Consider the following 17,065-nt stretch of genomic DNA (forward strand, 5'->3'; position numbering starts at 1 on the left):
GCGCATGAAGATGCTGACCGCCGCCCTCGCCGTGCTGGCGCTGACCACCGGCTGCGGTGCCGCCGACATGACCAAGCAGACCTCGCCGTTCGCGGGCGCCCAGGGCGCGAGGACGGTGACCCTGTCGGTGCAGTCCTGGGTGGGCGCGCAGGCCAACGTGGCCGTGGCCCAATACATCCTGGAGCACAAGCTCGGCTACCGGGTCGACACCGTCCAGGTCGACGAGGTCCCCGCGTGGGACGCCCTCAGCCAGGGCCGGGTCGACGCGATCCTGGAGGACTGGGGCCACCCCGACCAGGAGAAGCGGTACGTCGAGGACAAGAAGACCATCGTCCGTGGCGGCGGCCTCGGGGTCACCGGCCACATCGGCTGGTTCGTCCCGACGTACCTCGTCAGGCAGCACCCGGACATCACGGACTGGAGGAACCTCAACAAGTACGCGCATCTGTTCCGCACCGCGGAGAGCGGCGGCAAGGGCCAGTTGATGGACGGCTCCCCGTCCTACGTCACCAACGACAAGGCGCTGGTGAGCAACCTGAAGCTGGACTACCAGGTGGTGTTCGCCGGTTCGGAGGCCGCGCAGATCACGCAGATGCGGCAGTTCGCCAAGGAGCACAAGCCCTTCCTGACGTACTGGTACGCGCCGCAGTGGCTGTTCAAGAAGGTGCCGATGACGGAGGTGAAGCTGCCGCCGTACAAGGAGGGCTGTGACGCGGACGCGGCGAAGGTCGCCTGCGCGTACCCGCACACCCCGCTGCAGAAGTACCTGAACGCCGGCTTCGCGCGCGGCGGCGGCAAGGCGGCGGCCTTCCTGAAGAAGTTCCAGTGGACCACCGAGGACCAGAACGAGGTCTCGCTGATGATCGCCGACCAGAAACTGACCCCGGACCAGGCCGCGAGGAAGTGGGTGGACAGCCATCCCGCGACCTGGCGGGCGTGGCTGTCCTGACCGGTCCCCTCAGCCCTGCCGCAGCTGCGCGGCGACCTCGCCCAGGGCCGCTGTGGCCCGGCGCTGCAACCAGGGCCCGAAGGTGACGCGGGTGGCCCCGAGCCCGCCCAGTTCGGCGGGAGCGGGGCCCTGGCCGTCGAGCCGCGCGAACACGTTGAGGGGCCCCTCGACACCGGCCCGCAGCAGTGGCAGTACGTCCGCCGGGGCACCGATCGGGTAGATGCAGTCGGCGCCCGCGGCAACGTACGACGCGGCCCGCTCGACGGCCCGTTCCGGGTCCCCGTCCCCGTGTACGAACGTGTCCACACGTGCGTTGAGGAACAGCCGGTCGCCGGCCTCGGCGCGCACCTCGGCGAGCCAGTCGGCGTGCTCCTGCGGGTCCTTGAGGGCACCCCCGCGGGAGTCCTCGAGGTTGCAGCCCACGGCCCCCGTCTCCAGCAGCCGTCCGACCAGTTCCCTCGGTGGGAGCCCGTATCCGTGCTCCACGTCGGCCGACACCGGTATGTCGACCGCCCGGACGATCCTGGTGACCGCGGCGAACATCTCCCCGGCCGGAGTCGCCCCGTCCGCGTAGCCGAGGGAGGCGGCGATCCCGGCGCTGGGTGTGGCGAGGGCCGGGAAGCCGGCCGCGGCGCACACCTGCGCGCTCGCCGCGTCCCAGGGGCCGGGCAGGACCAGCGGATCACCGGGCGGCCGGCCGTGATGCAGGGCCCGGAACGTGTCGGCCCGGCTCACCACCGGGCGCCTGCCGTCGGCACCCGTCGGCCGGCCGCCGGCCCGCGAGCCGTGCGGGGCGTCACTTGTACTGCCCCGGCCGGTAGTGGCCCGGCACGGCACGGGTCGTCACGCCGAACCGGTTCCAGGCGTTGATCACCGTGATCGCGGCGATCAGATGGGCCATCTCCGCCTCGTCGAAGTGCTTGGCGGCCCGCTCGTACACCTCGTCCGGCACGAAACCCTCGGTGAGCACCGTGATCGCCTCGGTCAGTTCCAGCGCCGCGATCTCCTGCTCCGTGTAGAAGTGCCGCGACTCCTCCCAGGCGCTGAGCTGAACGATCCGCTCGACGCTCTCACCCGCGGCGAGCGCGTCCTTGGTGTGCATGTCGAGGCAGAAGGCGCAGTGGTTGAGCTGCGAGGCGCGGATCTTCACCAGCTCGCGCAACTTCGGTTCGAGGCCCTGCCCGGCGGCTGCGTCGAGCCGGACCATCGTCCGGTAGACCTCGGGGGCGTGCCGGGCCCACTCCAGCCGGGGGGTGTGCTCGGGCGCGTACTCCACGCTCGTCGCGCTGTCGCCGGTCGTCGTGGTGCGGTCGTCGGTGGCGGTGTGTGCGTTCGTCGTCATGCTCTCGACCCTAGGAGGGAAGCAGCCCAGGAGTATGGTCCATTTCCATGAGGAAACCATGGGCCATTCCGGGCACGGACCTCTACCTGGAGCCGACCGGTCCGGGCGTGCGCCGGGGTCTCACCGACGCCCTGCGCGAGGCGGTGCGCACCGGGCGCCTGGCGCCAGGCACCCGACTGCCCTCATCCCGTTCGCTCGCGGCCGACCTGCGCCTCGCACGGAACACGGTCGCCGAGGCCTACGCCGACCTCGTGGCCGAGGGCTGGCTCACCGCGCGCCAGGGCTCGGGCACCCGGGTGGCCGAGCACACGCTGCCCCCGCGGTCCGACCGGGCGGCCCCGCACCCGCGGGACCCCGGCCGTCTCCCGTACGACCTGACCCCCGGCAGGCCGGACCTCGCCTCCTTCCCGCGAGCGGAGTGGCTCAGGGCCGCCCGCCGGGCCCTCGCCTCGGCGCCCCACGAGGCCTTCGGCTACGGCGATCCGCGGGGTCGGGTGGAACTGCGCACCGCGCTCGCCGGCTATCTCTCCCGGGTCCGGGGCGTGCGCGCCGACCCCGACCGGATCGTCGTCTGCGCCGGATTCGCACAGGGTCTGAAGCTGCTCTGCGAGGTGCTGCGGGATCGCGCGCCGGGCCCGCCCGCAGCGCCGGATTCATCGGCCGTGGAGTCGTGCGGTCCGCTGGCCGTGGAGTCCTACGGTCTGGACGTGCACCGCAACCTCGTGGAGCGGGCGGGGCTGCGCACGGTTCCGCTCCCCTTCGACGGCCTCGGGACCCGCACGGACGCGCTGACCGGCGAGTCGGCGGTGCTGCTGAACCCGGCGCACCAGTTCCCGCTGGGCGGGGCGCTGCGGCCCGAGCGCCGGGCCGCCGCGGTGGACTGGGCCCGTCGCACCGGGGGCCTGGTCCTGGAGGACGACTACGACGGCGAGTTCCGCTACGACCGCCAGCCCGTGGGCGCGCTCCAGGACCTCGCCCCGGACCATGTGGCGTACCTGGGCACCGCCGGCAAGGCGCTGGCTCCCGGGCTCCGCCTGGGATGGATGGTGCTGCCCCCGGCCCTGGTCCAGGAGGTGGTGGACGTCCGGCAGGACGGCGGCTGGTCGGGGGGCGTCCTGGACCAGCTGACCCTGGCGGAGTTCATCGCCTCGGGCGCCTACGACCGTCATGTCCGCGCCGCCCGCCTGCGCTACCGGCGCCGCCGCGACGCCCTGGTCGAGGCGGTCGCGTCCCGGGCCCCTCGGGTAAGGGTCAGGGGCATCGCGGCCGGCCTGCACGCCGTACTGGAGCTGCCCGCGGGCACCGAGGCGTCGGTGGTGCGGGCAGCCGCGTGGCAGGGGCTGGCCGTCCACGGCCTGTCCCGTTTTCGCCACCCCGACGCCGCCACCGAGCCCCTGGACGCCTTGGTCGTGGGCTTCGGCACACCGCCGGACCATGCCTGGGCGGGGGCGCTGGAGGCCCTGTGCCGAGTGCTGCCGTAACCGCCGGGCCCGGCAGGAGGGCCGTGGTCAGGCCTGGCCGACCGGAGCCTGTGTCACGGGCGCGGCCGGCGCCGGGGCCTCCCCGAACCGGGCCAGCAGCAGCGCCCCCACCACGGCGACGCCGAAGCCCAGCACCGCCAGCCACGTGAGGCCCTCGCGCGTCCGGTCGCCCAGCCACACCACGCCGACCGCGGCCGGCCCCACGGTCTCGCCCAGCACCATGCCCGCCGTCGCCACCGTCACCGACCCCCGCTCCAGAGCCGTGGTCAGCAGCAGGAAGGCCGCGCCGCCGCCCAGCAGCAGCGCGTACACCGCCGGATTGGTGAGCAGGGCGGACGGCGTGAGCCCGTCGACCAGCCGTACCGTCACCTCGACGACGCCGAACCCGAACCCGGCGCCCAGGCCCAGCACCAGCGAGCGCCCCCGCCCCGGCAGCCGTCCCCCGGCCAACCCCAGCAGCAGCACGGCCAGGGCGGTCGCCAGCATCGCGTACTTCAGCGCCGTGGGCCCGGCCCGGCCGCCCTCCGCCCCGGAGGCAAGCCCCAGCATCGCCAGCCCCGCGCACACCACCCCGACCGCGGCCCACTCATTCCCGGTCAGCCGCACCCCGAGCAGCCGTGCCCCGGCCACCGCGGTCACCGCCAGGCTCGACGCGAGCGCCGCGCCCACCGCGTAGATCGGAAGCGACCGCAGCGCCGCGATCTGGAGCAGGAACCCGAGCCCGTCCAGCGCGAGCCCCGCCAGATACCGCCACTGCCGCAGGGCGCGCAGCAGCAGCGCCGCGTCCCCGCCTCCGCCCGGGCTCGCCGCGCGTGCCGCGACCGCCTGCAACACCGTCGCCGTACCGAAGCAGACCGACGCACCGAGGGCGCACACCATTCCAAAGAACACAAACCGACTGTAGGGGAGTGCGCGGAGACAGGGGGCCGATCGAACACCAGAGTGGCGCTCTTTAGTCTGGTGGCCGAAAACATCTCACCGACGTCTCAACGAAAACTCACCCGATGGGGGACATGGACATGGCGGACACTCGCCGGCAACTGCGCTCGGGCACGGTCGTCCTCGGCGGCATGGGCCTCCTCGCCGCGGCGCTCACCGCCTGCTCCTCGGATCCGGACAAGCGCTGCGTCGACCGCGACAGCTACACCCTCGGCAAGGGATACAAGGTCGTGGCCGACAAGAACTGCACCTCCCACGGGTCGTCCGCGCACGGTGGCTGGTACTACGGCGGCACGAAGAAGAGCGGCTTCATGAACGGCGGCTCCTTCACCAAACCGCGAAGCTCCGGCGGCAGCCACGGCGGTGCGCGCGGCGGCGTGGACCGCGGCGGTTTCGGCGGCCACGGCAAGTCCGGCGGCTGAGCGGCCGTGGAACGCCGCAGGACCGAGCCCCGCCCCGACTGGCAGCGGACCGTCGAGGCGCAGGGCCTCGTCTATCCGCTCACGCGCCACCCCGACGACTCCCTGCGCCCCTACTGGGACGAGAGCGCGTACTACGTCTTCTCCCTGGACGAGGTGGAGGCGCTGGAGGAGGTCGTCGAGGAACTGCACACGATGTGCCTGGCCGCGGCGACGCACATCGTCGAGGAGAACCGCTTCGCCGACCTCGGCATCACCGACCCGCGCGTCGCCCGCGCGGTCGCCGAGGCATGGCACCGCCGTGCCGAACTCCCCTCCGTCTACGGCCGGTTCGACCTGCGGTACGACGGCACGGGTCCGGCCAAGCTGCTGGAGTACAACGCCGATACGCCCACGTCCCTGGTCGAGGCCGCCTCGCCCCAGTGGTTCTGGATGCAGGAGCGCTTCCCGGGCGCCGACCAGTGGAACTCGCTCCACGAACGCCTGGTCGCCGTCTGGCGGAAGCAGTCCGAACTGCTCCCGCCCGGCAGCCCGCTGTACTTCGCGCACTCCTCCGTGGACGAACTCGGCGAGGACCTCATGACGGTGGCGTATCTGAAGGAGACCGCCGAGCAGGCCGGGATCGACACCGACTGGATCTCCATGGAGGAGATCGGCTGGGACCCCCTCTCGGGGCGCTTCGTCGACAACCGGCTCCGCTTCCTCCGCAGTTGCTTCAAGCTCTACCCCTGGGAGTGGCTCCTCGCCGACCGCTTCGGCGGCCATGTCCTCGACACCCTCGACAACGGCGGCGGCACGGGAAGCACCCTGTGGATCGAGCCCGCCTGGAAGATGCTGCTCAGCAACAAGGCACTGCTCGCGATCCTCTGGGAGCTGTACCCGGGCCACCCCAACCTCCTCCCGGCCCACCTCGACGGCCCCCGGGATCTGGCGGACACCACCGGCTATGTCGCCAAGCCGCTCCTGGGCCGCGAGGGGGAGGGGGTGACGATCCACGCGCCGGGCGCCGAGCCCGTCGCAGGAGACGAGCTCCGCTGCTATCAGGAGCTGGCACCCCTGCCGTCCTTCGACGGCAACCATGTCGTCCTCGGCGCCTGGGTCGTCGGCGACGCGTCGGCCGGGCTCGGCATCCGCGAGTCGTCCGGCCTGGTGACGGACGAGTACGCACGGTTCCTGCCGCATGTGATCCTGTGACGAGCGCGGGTTTTCGCCGCACGTGATCCCGGGAGGCGTCCCGCCGGCGCCGGCGAGGCGTGGGGGCGCCCGCGCATCGTTCTCCGAGGGGCCGCATGTCGTTTGGCGAGGGGCCCGCATGGTGGACGTCCGCCCCCGGCCGTCCGACCGGCCCGGTAGGCTGATCGCCGGGCCGTGACTGGCGCGCTGGGATGGGACCGACCATCGGGGAGCGGCCCTGATGCGACGAGTGCCGTGCGCCTGGGCCGACCGTGAACCGTGACCGCTTCAAGCCACGCCACCCGGAGGCCGACATGCCGGAGCAGCAGCCCCTCTCCACCGAGTCCACCGCCTTCCGCGCCGCCCTCGACGTGATCCGCGCCGTCGAGCCCCGCGTCGCCGACGCCATCGGGCAGGAGGTCGCCGACCAGCGCGAGATGCTCAAGCTGATCGCCTCGGAGAACTACGCGTCCCCCGCCACCCTGCTGGCCATGGGCAACTGGTTCAGCGACAAGTACGCCGAGGGCACCATCGGCCGCCGCTTCTACGCCGGCTGCCGCAATGTCGACACCGTCGAGTCGCTCGCCGCCGAGCACGCCAAGGAGCTGTTCGGCGCCCGCCACGCCTATGTCCAGCCGCACTCCGGCATCGACGCCAACCTGGTCGCCTTCTGGGCCGTCCTCGCCCAGCGCGTCGAGGCTCCCGCCCTGGAGAAGGCGGGCGTCCGCCAGGTGAACGACCTCTCCGAGCAGGACTGGGCCGAGCTGCGCCAGGCCTTCGGCAACCAGCGCATGCTCGGCATGTCCCTGGACGCGGGCGGCCACCTCACCCACGGCTTCCGCCCGAACATCTCCGGCAAGATGTTCGACCAGCGCTCCTACGGCACCGACCCGGTCACCGGTCTGATCGACTACGAGGCCCTGCGCGCCTCCGCCCGCGAGTTCAAGCCGCTGATCATCGTCGCGGGCTACTCGGCCTACCCCCGCCTGGTGAACTTCCGGATCATGCGCGAGATCGCCGACGAGGTCGGCGCCACGCTCATGGTGGACATGGCCCACTTCGCGGGGCTGGTCGCGGGCAAGGTCCTCACCGGCGACTTCGACCCGATCCCGCACGCGCAGATCGTCACGACCACCACCCACAAGTCGCTGCGCGGCCCGCGCGGCGGCATGGTCCTGTGCGACGACTCCCTCAAGGACCAGGTCGACCGCGGCTGCCCGATGGTCCTGGGCGGCCCGCTCCCGCATGTGATGGCCGCGAAGGCGGTGGCGCTGGCGGAGGCCCGGCAGCCCTCCTTCCAGGGCTACGCCCAGCGGATCGTGGACAACTCCCGCGCACTCGCCGAAGGCCTGATGCGCCGCGGCGCGACCCTGGTGACCGGCGGCACGGACAACCACCTCAACCTGATCGACGTGGAGACCTCCTACGGCCTCACCGGCCGTCAGGCCGAGGCGGCCCTGCTGGAGTCGGGCATCGTCACCAACCGCAACGCCATCCCTGCCGACCCGAACGGCGCCTGGTACACCTCCGGCATCCGCATCGGCACCCCCGCGCTCACCACCCGGGGCCTCGGCACGGCGGAGATGGACGAGATCGCGGCCCTGATCGACCGCGTCCTCACGACGGCCGTCCCCGGCACCACCGGCAAGGGCACCCCGTCCAAGGCCCAGCACGTCCTGGACCCGAAGATCGCGGACGAGGTCGCCCACCGGGCGAGCGACCTGCTCCAGGGCTTCCCGCTCTACCCGGAGATCGACCTGGGCTGATCCGGCCGTCGGCGGACCGTTCCGCCTCTCACAGGTCGATCAGCTCCTGCCGCGGCTCGCGAGGCATCCCCTGCCTCCGGGCCGCGGTCCGTCGCAGGGCGTAGGTGCCGCAGACGCCCAGCCCCAGCCCCGCCGCGAGTCCGGCGGCCCCCCAGCGCAGGCCCTCCGAGGTGCCGGCCGTGGCCGCGGGGGCGGGCGGTCCGAACAGCCCGTCCCGCTCCAGCCGGTCGAAGGCCGACCGCGGTGCCCGGCGCCACCGGATGTCGTCGTCGGAGACGTCCGGTGCCGGATCGGACCGGACCCACGGCGTCCCGTCCGCCGCCAGGAACACCTGGTCCTGCCGCTCCACGGCCACATCGCCGCCCGGCGCCCGGCGGGTGTACGGCCACCCCCCGATCCCGGTCAGCGCCCACACCACGGTGGCCCGCACCCGCGGATACCGGCCCCGGGTCCAGGCGTCCGGCACCGGCTCGGTCGCGGTCTCCGTCGGGGACATCAGCTGCCACAGCACCGCGAAGTCCCGGTCCCCGGAACGCAGCGTCGTCGTACGGCCCGTACCGTTCGTCACGACCAGCGCCAGATCGGGGATGTCCTTGCCCCTCGCCTGCGCCGGGGCGGCCCCCGCGAGCACCGCGACCGTCACCGTCAGCGCCGCCACCAGTGCACCCGGCCCGCGCACGCCTTCCCCCTCGCTCCTCATGCCCCCGTGTTACACCGCCCTCCTTACCGTCGGGTGACCGCGCGGGGCACGGTTCGGTCCCCACCCGTCTCCCTCCGCTTCCGGACCGGCCCGCCGGACCTGAGAGAATGGTGAACATGGCTTCAGACAGTCCCCGTGTGCTCTCCGGAATCCAGCCCACCGCCGGCTCGTTCCACCTCGGCAACTACCTCGGTGCCGTCCGCCAGTGGGTGGCCCTTCAGGAGTCCCACGACGCGTTCTACATGGTCGTCGACCTGCACGCGATCACGGTCCCCCAGGACCCGAAGGAGCTGCGCGCCAACACCCGGCTGGCCGCCGCCCAGCTGCTCGCGGCCGGGCTGGACCCGGACCGGTGCACGCTCTTCGTCCAGAGCCATGTCCCCGAGCACGCCCAGCTCGCCTGGGTCATGAACTGCCTCACCGGCTTCGGCGAGGCGAGCCGGATGACCCAGTTCAAGGACAAGTCCGCCAAGCAGGGCGCCGACCGCGCGAGCGTGGGCCTGTTCACGTACCCGATCCTCCAGGTCGCCGACATCCTGCTGTACCAGGCGAACGAGGTGCCGGTCGGCGAGGACCAGCGCCAGCACATCGAGCTCACCCGCGACCTGGCCGAGCGCTTCAACGGCCGCTTCGGCGAGATCTTCACGATCCCGCGGCCGTACATCCTCAAGGAGACGGCGAAGATCTACGACCTCCAGGACCCGTCGATCAAGATGAGCAAGTCGGCGTCGACGCCGAAGGGTCTGATCAACCTGCTCGACGAGCCGAGGGCCACCGCCAAGAAGGTCAAGAGCGCCGTCACGGACACGGACACCGTGATCCGGTTCGACCGGGAGGAGAAGCCGGGCGTCAGCAATCTGCTGACCATCTACTCGACCCTCACCGGCACCCCGGTCGCCGACCTGGAGCAGCGCTACGACGGCAAGGGCTACGGCGCGCTCAAGACGGACCTCGCCGAGATCATGGTCGACTTCGTGACGCCGTTCCGGGAGCGCACCCAGCAGTACCTGGACGACCCCGAGACCCTCGACTCGGTCCTGGCCAAGGGTGCGGAGAAGGCGCGTGCCGTCGCGGCGGAGACCCTCTCCCAGGCGTACGACAAGGTGGGCTTCCTGCCTGCCAAGCACTGACCCGCCCCGTGCCCCGACGCGCCGTGGAGTGCTGCACTCCACTCTGACTGTGCCTGCCCGACGGCAGGGCGTGGTCGTACAGTCGGAAAGCGAACACCGTGGCGGCAGCCCCTACCGCCGCGGGCCACGCACACCAACACGACGACAGGAGACGACGTGGGGACCGTAACGATCGGTGTGTCGATCGCGGTCCCGGAGCCTCACGGCAGCCTGCTCCAGGAGCTGCGCGCGGGCTTCGGCGACGCCGCGGCTCACGGCATCCCCACGCACGTCACCCTGCTGCCGCCGACGGAGGTCGACGCCGCCGAGCTGCCCGCGATCATGGCGCACCTCGTCGATGTCGCGGCGGCCGGGCGCCCCTTCCCGATGCGGCTGTGCGGGACGGGCACCTTCCGGCCCCTGTCGCCCGTGGTGTACGTGCGGGTCGTCGAGGGCGCGGAGGAGTGCGCCTGGCTTCAGAAGCAGGTCCGCGACGCCTCCGGGCCGGTGGCACGTGAACTGCTGTTCCCGTACCACCCGCATGTCACGGTGGCGCACGGGATCGACGAGGCTTCCATGGACCGGGCGTACGAGGAGCTGTCCGGCTACGAGGCCGAGTGGCCGTGCACGGGCTTCGCCCTGTACGAGCAGGGCCCGGACGGCGTCTGGGGCAAGCTGCGGGAGTTCCCGTTCGGGAGCGCGGTGGTGCCGCCCCAGGCCACCGCCCCGACCAAGGACGCCGGCCTCCCCGCCCACCAGGCCTAGGCCGGCCCCATAGGCGTGCAGCCCGCTGAGGCTCCGTCTCCCGCCCCGGCAGCCAGGGGGGAAGGGCCCGAGCGAGGCGGAGATCGCGGCCGACGGCGCGGCGGAGCCGAGGGTCGTGAAACCGGGGTGTGGTGCCGGAGTGTGGTGTTCGAACGCCACATCGAGGCGGGACAAGCTCACTCGGCGGCTTGCTTCCCCTGGCGCCGGCGGAGCAGACATCGAAGCCCCCCCGCGACGGCGGGAGGCTTCGCTGTTCAGTCGTCAGTGGTCGTCCCAGTGCCCCTCGTGCTGGGCGTGACGGTGCCCGTCATGGATGTAGTCCATGTGGTCGCCATGCGGCACGGCGACGTGCCCACAACCAGGCTGGTGCTGGTGGCCGTGGTCCTGGTGGACGGCGTGAGCCGTGGGCTCGCACTCGTCGGTGTGGTCCTCGTGGAGCCGGTGCAGATGCCCGTCGTGCACGTAGTCGACATGGTCGCCGTGTGGCACAGCCACGTGGCCGCACCCGGCGCCGTGCTGGTGAGTGTGGTTCGCGTGAGAGGTGTGAGTACTGGTCAACATGACGAAACCTTCCCTCTCCCCCGTGGACGAGTGATCGAATCTGCTGATGGGAGAGTCTGCCCTCCTAGGGCTTCGCCTCGCCCAGCGGTCACAAAAGTTGCCTGAAGTTGGCCAGAACATCGCCTCTTTGCGGATTGTGGAAGGCCTCCGGGCAACAGAGCGGCCCTGTGACCAGACCTAGAGCGGCAGCCGCCGGAACAGCGCCCTCGGCAGATGCCGCAGGGCCGACATCACCAGGCGCAGCACCCCGGGCACCCACACGACCTCCGACCGCCTCCGCAGCCCCAGCTCGATCGCCGTGGCGACCTCCTCCGGGCTCGTGGTCAGCGGCCCCTGGTCGCGCGCGCCCACCCCGCGCCGCCTCAGGGGCGCGGGGCGCACGACCATGACGTGCGCCCCCGTGCCGTGGAGCGCGTCGCCGAGGCCCTGCGTGAAGCTGTCGAGGCCGGCCTTGCTGGAGCCGTAGATGAAGTCAGAGCGGCGGGCGCGCTCACCGGCGGCCGACGACAGCACCACCAGCGAGCCGCGGCCCTGAGTCTGGAGCGCCCGGGCGCACACCAGGCCCGCCGAGACCGCGCCCGTGTAGTTGGTCTGCGCGACGCGTGCCGCGGCCACCGGGTCGCGCTCGTCGGTCGCCTGGTCGCCGAGCACGCCGAACGCGAGCAGCACCAGATCGACGGCCCCTTCCGCGAACACCTTGCCGAGCGCGCTCTCGTGGGACTCCACATCCAGCGCGTCGAAGGCGACGGTGACGGTGTCGGCGCCGAGCCCGCGCAGATGTCCGGCGGCCCTCTCCAGCTCGGGGCAGGGGCGGCCGGCCAGCCGGACGGTCCGGGTGCCCCGGGTGATGAGGCGGCGGGCGGTGGCCAGCGCGATCTCGGACGTGCCGCCGAGGATCAGCAGGGAACGGGGAGTGCTGAAAGCGTCCTTGTGGGCAGGCATGACCGTGACCGTAGCGTTGCGAAAGGGGCATACCCTCTCCATATCCCCACTCGACGGTGCCGCTCACTGAAATGGGTGATACGGGGAAGTCTGAGTACGCCGGGGGGCGGTGAAGGGCACGAGGGGAGCGTCTGATCATGGACTGGCTGAAGAGACTCCCCGGCATCGGGCCGCTGGTCGTCCGGCTGATGGCCACGCACGCCTGGCGCGCCTACGAACGCCTCGTCCGCGTGAAGTGGACCCGGCTCGCGGCCGCCATGACGTTCGTCAGCTTCGTGGCGCTCTTCCCGCTGCTCACCGTCGCCGCCGCGATCGCCGCCGCGACCCTCAGCGTGGACCGGCAGAACAAGCTCCAGGGCAAGGTCGCCGAACAGTTCCCCGGCATCTCCGACCAGCTCGACATCCACGGCCTGGTCCAGAGCGCCGGCACCGTCGGCCTCATCGCCGGTGCCACCCTGTTCCTCGTCGGCATCGGCTGGGTCGGCCAGATCCGGGACTGTCTGCGCGCGGTGTGGGAGCTGCCCGACAGCGACGAGAACCCGGTGCTGGCCAAGGCCAAGGACGGTGTGGTGCTCATCGGCCTGGGCGGCGCGGTCCTGGTGACCATCGCCTTCTCCGCCGTCGCCACGGCCCTGGTCGACTGGATGGCCGGGGAGCTGGGCCTCGACAGGGGCGGCTGGGGCAGTGTGCTGCTGCGGATCGCCGCCTTCGCCGTCGCCGTCCTCGCCGACTTCCTGGTCCTGCTGTACGTCCTCACCCTGCTGCCCGGCGTGGAGCCCCCACGGCGCCGGCTGCTGGTCGCCGCGCTGATCGGCGCGGTCGGCTTCGAACTGCTCAAGCTGCTGCTCAGCGGCTATATCCAGGGCGTCGCCTCGAAGAGCATGTACGGGGCCTTCGGGGTGCCGGTCGCGCTGCTGCTGTGGATCAACTTCACCGCGAAACTCGTGCTGTTCTGCGCCGCCTGGACGGCGACGCGCAGCAGCGGGACCGACGAGGTCAGGGGCGCGTCCGGCGACGTACCAGATCGGGCAGCGGCCAGCGGCGGTTGACCAGGAAGACACCCGCGGCGAGCAGGGCGAGCACGCCGCCGGTGATGGCGAGCGCCACCCCCACCCCGCTGGAGCCGCCGCTCTTCGCCGCGGCGGCCCCCGGCTTGGCGCTCCCCGCACCCCTGCCCCCCTCGGGGGTCGCTCCGCCGCCGCCCTGGGGGCTCGCCCCGGCGCCCTTGGGGGCGACCAGCTCGCCCACGGGCCTGACCTTTCCGGCCGCGCTGAAACCCCAGTCGAACAGCCGGGCCGTCTCCCGGTAGACCTCGTTGTGATCCTTCTTCTCGGGGTTCATCACCGTGACGAGCAGCACCCTGCCGTTGCGCTCCGCGACCCCCGTGAAGGTGGCGCCCGCGTTGGTGGTGTTGCCGTTCTTCACGCCCGCTATGCCCCGGTAGGGGGTGATGTCGAAGTCCCCCGCCAGCAGCCGGTTGGTGTTCTGTATCTCGAAGGACCCGCGGGTCGTCTTGCCCTTCTTCTTCGTGGTCGCGCCCGGGAACTCGGCCCGCACCGTCGAGCAGTACTCCCGGAAATCCTTCTTCTGGAGCCCGGACCGGGCGAACAGCGTCAGGTCGTACGCCGACGAGACCTGCCCGGGCTCGTCATAGCCGTCCGGGCTGACGACATGCGTGTCGAGGGCCCGCAACTCCTCCGCGTGCGCCTGCATGTCCCGGACCGTCTGCGCGACACCGTGGTTCATCGCGGACAGCACGTGCACGGCGTCGTTGCCGGAGCGCAGGAAGACACCGAGCCACAGATCGTGGACGGTGTAGGTCTCGCCCTCCTTGATCCCGACCATGCTGGACCCGGAGCCCATGCCCGCCAGGTCGGAGGCGACCACCTTGTGCGTCTCGGTCCGGGGGAACCTGGGCAGCACGGTGTCGGCGAACAGCATCTTCAGCGTGCTCGCCGGGGGCAGCCGCCAGTGCGCGTTGTGGGCGGCCAGGATGTCACCCGACTCCGCGTCGGCGACGATCCAGGAGCGGGCGGTGAGGTCCTTCGGGAGCACCGGGGCGCCGCTGCCCAGGTTCACCTGGGTGCCCGGCCGGCCCAGCAACGTGCCGCCGACCGTGGACATCACCGCCGGAGGCGTGGCCGAGGGGGACCCGGCCGGGCTGCGCGGGGCCGCGAACGCGGTCGTGGGTGCGGCGAGCGAGAGGGACAACACGGCGGCGGAGGCGATCGGCAGGCGGCGCCGGGCGATCTTCTTCAAGGCGGACACGGTCGCGAACGTACCGGGTGCGCGAGTGGAAGTCCCGGCCGGTCCCAGCCGATACCGCACACCCCTGGACGAGCGGCCTTGGGAGAGCGGCGATACTGGGCTCATGCTGTGCTGATCCGGGGAACCACCCCCGGACCCCCGGCCGGTCGGCTCGGCCCCGGGTGCCCGGCGCAGTGAGGAAAGGCCCGGTCTTGTGAAACTCAGCCGCCCCATCTCCTGGTTCCTGCTCGCCTTCGGGGTGTGGAGCTGGGTCATATGGATCACTTTCGTCAAGAACCTGTGGAAGGACGGCAGCGGACTCGCGTTCGACGACGCGGGGAATCCGACGGCGTACTTCTGGGTCCATCTGACGCTCGCCGTCGTCTCCTTTGTCTTGGGGACAGTCATCGGCGTCATCGGGTTGCGCGGACTGCGCGCGCTGCGACGAACGCCATAGACGAACGCCGTAACGGAGTACGGCCACACGGCGGTTGTCGTCCTGCTCCTGGTCGCCGTGGCCGTCCTGGCCGTGTTCACGGCGCTGCACTGGTACGCGTGGCGCCGGCTGGTCCGCGACACCACCCGCGGCCCGGGCCCCGCCCGCCGTACCGGCACGGCCGTGCTCCTCGCCGGACCGGTGCCGATGGTCGCGGCGCTGGTCGCCGAGCGAGCCGGAGCGCCCGGCTCCCGTGCCCGCCTCGAGTGGTGCGCGCAGCAAACCCGAAGCCCCGTCAGGTTCGGCCTGGCGGGGCTTCTGCGTGGTGTGCCCGGCACGGGCGACTGCTGGGCCTGACGCGGAAATGACTCGTGGGTGAGTCAGTCGGTCAGGCGTGATGGGGTCGACGCGGATGGTCAGGCCACTCCGGTCGCCTGCGCCTTCCCGGCCGTCACAGCCGCCTTCGAACGCGCCGCCCGGACCAGGGAACGATCGACCCCGCCGCGCCCGGTGCGGACGGCAAGGGCTTCACCAGTGGCGATACCGGGCTGAAACAACCCCTCGGTAAGTTCTTTCCCATCTCGACAAATGCCTCTTCCCCCAGGTGAAACACCTGTGATTAGGTGATCCGCGCCACAGGGGAGTGGCATGCGCTGAGGGCCTGGGGAGGGGCGCCGATGCGATCGGTTCGCATGCGGATTCTCGCGACCGTGCTGGTACTGGCGGGCGTGGGAGTGGGTGGGTGGCAGTTGCTGCCGGCCAAGGACAGCACCGGCAAGACCATCACGGTCGGCACGGCGGACGCCGTCACGTCACTCGATCCGGCGGGTGCGTACGACGCCGGGTCCTGGGCGCTGTACAGCAATGTCTTCCAGTCGCTGCTGACCTTCGAACCCGACGGCGTGGCCCCCGTGCCGGACGCCGCCCAGGACTGCGCCTTCGAGGGGACGGATCTCAGGACCTACCGCTGCACCCTCCGCAGGAACCTGAAGTTCCCGGACGGGCGCACCATGACCGCCGAGGACGTCAAGTACTCCTTCGACCGGGTCAAGCGCATCAACTCCGACGTCGGCCCCGCGAGCCTGCTGGAGACGCTTCACTCGGTCGACGCCGACGGGCTCACGGTCACCTTCCATCTGTCGTCGCCCGACGCGACGTTCCCGTTCAAGGTGGCCACCGGCGCCGGCTCGATCGTCGACCGCACCAAGTACCCGAGCGGCGCGCTGCGCAAGGACAGCGGCGCCGACGGGACCGGCCCGTACACCCTGACGTCGTACACCAAGGACAAGGAGGCCGTCCTCGCGCCCAACGCGCACTACCAGGGCGATGTGAAGGACACCGGGCGGCCCGTCGTGCTGCGCTACTACGCCGACCCGGGCGCCCTGGAGAAGGCGTGGAAGGCGAAGGACATCGACGTCGCCACGCGTCAGCTGCCGCCCTCCGTGCTCGCCGGGCTCTCGCCCAGCGATCCCGCCCAGCGCGTCAGCGAGACCGACAGCGCCGAGATCCGCAACCTGGTGCTGAACACCGCCGCCGGATCACCGCTGCACGACCGCCCCTTCCGCCAGGCCCTCGCCCTGCTGATCAACCGCGAGGAACTGGTCAGCAAGGTGTACGAGGGCACCACCGACCCGCTGTGCTCGCTGATCCCGGCGGGTATCACCGGCCACACCACGTCCTTCTTCGACGCCTACGCCAAGCCCGACGCGCACAAGGCCCGCGCTCTGCTCCTCGCCGCGGGCGCGCACCTGCCCGTGCACTTCACCTACGGCTATGCCAACGGCAGCGGTGCCGCCGCCGAGGAGGCCGCCGAACTCAAGCAGCAGCTGGAGGCGAGCGGCCTGTTCACGGTGGACACCAAGGGCTACGAGTGGACCGACTTCCAGAAGCGGTACGCGAGCGGCAGGCTCGACGCGTACGCCATCGGCTGGGTCGCGGACTTCCCCGACCCGGACACCTTCGGCGCCCCGCTCGTCGGCACCGGCAGCAGCATGAAGAACGGCTACAGCAACAGGGAAGTCGACCGTCTCATCCTGGACAGCCAGCGCTACTCGGACCGCAGCCGCACCTCCGACGACTTCCGGCGGATGCAGGAGATCGTGGCCCAGGACGTGCCGCTGATCCCCCTGTGGCAGCGCAAGGAGTACGTGGTCAGCAGCGAGGACGTCGGCGGCGGACAGTATCTGTCGGACGGCACCGGTGTCTTCCGGCTGTGGCGGCTGGGCTGGATCTGAGC

17 protein-coding genes, 1 pseudogene and 1 riboswitch are annotated in these 17,065 nt (G+C 71.7%); of the genes and pseudogenes, 11 read left to right on the forward strand and 7 right to left on the reverse strand.

Going from position 1 to position 17,065, the window contains the following annotated elements; translation table 11 throughout:
- Positions 1 to 4 precede the first annotated feature (4 nt).
- Positions 5 to 949 (forward strand): ABC transporter substrate-binding protein, encoded by a 945-nt coding sequence (locus ACIP94_RS07780; protein WP_402421728.1) that lies wholly within the window; start codon positions 5 to 7, stop codon positions 947 to 949.
- A 9-nt stretch (positions 950 to 958) separates the two neighbouring features.
- Here the strand turns inward: ACIP94_RS07780 and ACIP94_RS07785 are convergent, their stop codons facing one another.
- Positions 959 to 1,684 carry an isocitrate lyase/phosphoenolpyruvate mutase family protein gene (locus ACIP94_RS07785; RefSeq protein WP_402421030.1) on the reverse strand — a complete coding sequence of 242 codons (726 nt, stop codon included), beginning with the start codon at positions 1,682 to 1,684 and terminating at the stop codon, positions 959 to 961.
- 61 nt (positions 1,685 to 1,745) lie between these two features.
- On the reverse strand, positions 1,746 to 2,291 hold the full coding sequence (locus tag ACIP94_RS07790; protein ID WP_402421033.1) for a carboxymuconolactone decarboxylase family protein: 546 nt from the start codon (positions 2,289 to 2,291) through the stop codon (positions 1,746 to 1,748).
- Positions 2,292 to 2,338: 47 nt separating this feature from the next.
- Between ACIP94_RS07790 and ACIP94_RS07795 the strand changes: the two genes are divergently transcribed.
- Entirely contained in the window at positions 2,339 to 3,772 is a 1,434-nt protein-coding gene (locus ACIP94_RS07795; protein ID WP_402421035.1) for a PLP-dependent aminotransferase family protein, read from the forward strand.
- Between the two features lie 27 nt (positions 3,773 to 3,799).
- Here ACIP94_RS07795 and ACIP94_RS07800 read toward each other — a convergent pair whose 3' ends face one another.
- Positions 3,800 to 4,651 (reverse strand): hypothetical protein, encoded by an 852-nt coding sequence (locus ACIP94_RS07800; protein WP_402421731.1) that lies wholly within the window; start codon positions 4,649 to 4,651, stop codon positions 3,800 to 3,802.
- A gap of 140 nt (positions 4,652 to 4,791) precedes the next feature.
- Here ACIP94_RS07800 and ACIP94_RS07805 point away from each other — a divergent pair, with 140 nt between their 5' ends.
- The 3 genes from ACIP94_RS07805 to ACIP94_RS07815 all read left to right on the forward strand — a co-directional run bounded on the left by ACIP94_RS07805 (position 4,792) and on the right by ACIP94_RS07815 (position 8,069).
- Positions 4,792 to 5,133, forward strand: a complete 342-nt coding sequence (locus ACIP94_RS07805) for a hypothetical protein (RefSeq protein WP_402421038.1) — start codon at positions 4,792 to 4,794, stop codon at positions 5,131 to 5,133.
- 6 nt (positions 5,134 to 5,139) lie between these two features.
- Positions 5,140 to 6,324, forward strand: a complete 1,185-nt coding sequence (locus ACIP94_RS07810) for a glutathionylspermidine synthase family protein (RefSeq protein WP_402421040.1) — start codon at positions 5,140 to 5,142, stop codon at positions 6,322 to 6,324.
- Positions 6,325 to 6,488: 164 nt separating this feature from the next.
- Positions 6,489 to 6,577, forward strand: a riboswitch (ZMP/ZTP riboswitch).
- A 40-nt stretch (positions 6,578 to 6,617) separates the two neighbouring features.
- A complete protein-coding gene (locus ACIP94_RS07815; RefSeq protein WP_402421043.1) occupies positions 6,618 to 8,069 on the forward strand; it encodes a glycine hydroxymethyltransferase in 1,452 nt (483 codons plus the stop codon).
- Positions 8,070 to 8,097: 28 nt separating this feature from the next.
- On the opposite strand, the gene ACIP94_RS07820 is transcribed toward ACIP94_RS07815, so the two are convergent.
- On the reverse strand, positions 8,098 to 8,769 hold the full coding sequence (locus tag ACIP94_RS07820) for a hypothetical protein (RefSeq protein ID WP_402421046.1): 672 nt from the start codon (positions 8,767 to 8,769) through the stop codon (positions 8,098 to 8,100).
- Between the two features lie 116 nt (positions 8,770 to 8,885).
- On the opposite strand from ACIP94_RS07820, the gene trpS reads away from it, so the two are divergent.
- Together trpS and ACIP94_RS07830 are read left to right on the forward strand one after the other, a co-directional pair.
- On the forward strand, positions 8,886 to 9,899 hold the full coding sequence (gene trpS, locus ACIP94_RS07825) for a tryptophan--tRNA ligase (RefSeq protein WP_402421048.1): 1,014 nt from the start codon (positions 8,886 to 8,888) through the stop codon (positions 9,897 to 9,899).
- Between the two features lie 156 nt (positions 9,900 to 10,055).
- Complete coding sequence (locus tag ACIP94_RS07830) at positions 10,056 to 10,643, forward strand: 2'-5' RNA ligase family protein (RefSeq protein ID WP_402421051.1); 588 nt, start codon at positions 10,056 to 10,058, stop codon at positions 10,641 to 10,643.
- Between the two features lie 261 nt (positions 10,644 to 10,904).
- Here the strand turns inward: ACIP94_RS07830 and ACIP94_RS07835 are convergent, their stop codons facing one another.
- Both ACIP94_RS07835 and ACIP94_RS07840 read right to left on the reverse strand, forming a co-directional pair.
- A complete protein-coding gene (locus ACIP94_RS07835) occupies positions 10,905 to 11,204 on the reverse strand; it encodes a hypothetical protein (protein WP_402421054.1) in 300 nt (99 codons plus the stop codon).
- A 177-nt stretch (positions 11,205 to 11,381) separates the two neighbouring features.
- Positions 11,382 to 12,146, reverse strand: a complete 765-nt coding sequence (locus ACIP94_RS07840) for an SDR family NAD(P)-dependent oxidoreductase (protein WP_402421057.1) — start codon at positions 12,144 to 12,146, stop codon at positions 11,382 to 11,384.
- 137 nt (positions 12,147 to 12,283) lie between these two features.
- Between ACIP94_RS07840 and ACIP94_RS07845 the strand changes: the two genes are divergently transcribed.
- Entirely contained in the window at positions 12,284 to 13,195 is a 912-nt protein-coding gene (locus ACIP94_RS07845) for a YihY/virulence factor BrkB family protein (RefSeq protein WP_402421060.1), read from the forward strand.
- Here ACIP94_RS07845 and ACIP94_RS07850 read toward each other — a convergent pair.
- The gene (locus tag ACIP94_RS07850; RefSeq protein WP_402421061.1) at positions 13,143 to 14,414 is read right to left on the reverse strand and encodes a D-alanyl-D-alanine carboxypeptidase family protein; all 1,272 of its coding nucleotides are present in this window, start codon (positions 14,412 to 14,414) and stop codon (positions 13,143 to 13,145) included. The two genes, ACIP94_RS07845 and ACIP94_RS07850, sit on opposite strands and share 53 nt — an antisense overlap.
- A 193-nt stretch (positions 14,415 to 14,607) precedes the next feature.
- Here ACIP94_RS07850 and ACIP94_RS07855 point away from each other — a divergent pair, with 193 nt between their 5' ends.
- The 3 genes and pseudogenes from ACIP94_RS07855 (at position 14,608) to ACIP94_RS07865 (ending at position 17,063) form a co-directional block, all read left to right on the forward strand.
- Entirely contained in the window at positions 14,608 to 14,850 is a 243-nt protein-coding gene (locus tag ACIP94_RS07855) for an SCO4848 family membrane protein (protein WP_361773181.1), read from the forward strand.
- Positions 14,851 to 14,892: 42 nt separating this feature from the next.
- A pseudogene (locus tag ACIP94_RS07860) lies at positions 14,893 to 15,075 on the forward strand (metallophosphoesterase); the annotation flags it as partial.
- A 431-nt stretch (positions 15,076 to 15,506) separates the two neighbouring features.
- Positions 15,507 to 17,063 carry an ABC transporter substrate-binding protein gene (locus ACIP94_RS07865; protein ID WP_402421065.1) on the forward strand — a complete coding sequence of 519 codons (1,557 nt, stop codon included), beginning with the start codon at positions 15,507 to 15,509 and terminating at the stop codon, positions 17,061 to 17,063.
- The last annotated feature ends 2 nt before the right edge of the window (positions 17,064 to 17,065 follow it).

Origin of the sequence: Streptomyces sp. NPDC093261 (assembly GCF_044753645.1) — a bacterium.
GTDB lineage: Bacteria > Actinomycetota > Actinomycetes > Streptomycetales > Streptomycetaceae > Streptomyces.

What these genes read in the sequence shown, in the direction of transcription:
- ACIP94_RS07780 (WP_402421728.1), top strand. Translation starts at nt 5, where the DNA reads ATGAAGATGCTGACCGCCGCCCTCGCCGTGCTGGCGCTGACCACCGGC.
- ACIP94_RS07790 (WP_402421033.1), bottom strand. Translation starts at nt 2,291, where the DNA reads ATGACGACGAACGCACACACCGCCACCGACGACCGCACCACGACGACC.
- ACIP94_RS07795 (WP_402421035.1), top strand. Translation starts at nt 2,339, where the DNA reads ATGAGGAAACCATGGGCCATTCCGGGCACGGACCTCTACCTGGAGCCG.
- ACIP94_RS07800 (WP_402421731.1), bottom strand. Translation starts at nt 4,651, where the DNA reads ATGGTGTGCGCCCTCGGTGCGTCGGTCTGCTTCGGTACGGCGACGGTG.
- ACIP94_RS07805 (WP_402421038.1), top strand. Translation starts at nt 4,792, where the DNA reads ATGGCGGACACTCGCCGGCAACTGCGCTCGGGCACGGTCGTCCTCGGC.
- ACIP94_RS07815 (WP_402421043.1), top strand. Translation starts at nt 6,618, where the DNA reads ATGCCGGAGCAGCAGCCCCTCTCCACCGAGTCCACCGCCTTCCGCGCC.
- ACIP94_RS07820 (WP_402421046.1), bottom strand. Translation starts at nt 8,769, where the DNA reads ATGAGGAGCGAGGGGGAAGGCGTGCGCGGGCCGGGTGCACTGGTGGCG.
- trpS (WP_402421048.1), top strand. Translation starts at nt 8,886, where the DNA reads ATGGCTTCAGACAGTCCCCGTGTGCTCTCCGGAATCCAGCCCACCGCC.
- ACIP94_RS07835 (WP_402421054.1), bottom strand. Translation starts at nt 11,204, where the DNA reads ATGTTGACCAGTACTCACACCTCTCACGCGAACCACACTCACCAGCAC.
- ACIP94_RS07840 (WP_402421057.1), bottom strand. Translation starts at nt 12,146, where the DNA reads ATGCCTGCCCACAAGGACGCTTTCAGCACTCCCCGTTCCCTGCTGATC.
- ACIP94_RS07845 (WP_402421060.1), top strand. Translation starts at nt 12,284, where the DNA reads ATGGACTGGCTGAAGAGACTCCCCGGCATCGGGCCGCTGGTCGTCCGG.
- ACIP94_RS07865 (WP_402421065.1), top strand. Translation starts at nt 15,507, where the DNA reads ATGCGATCGGTTCGCATGCGGATTCTCGCGACCGTGCTGGTACTGGCG.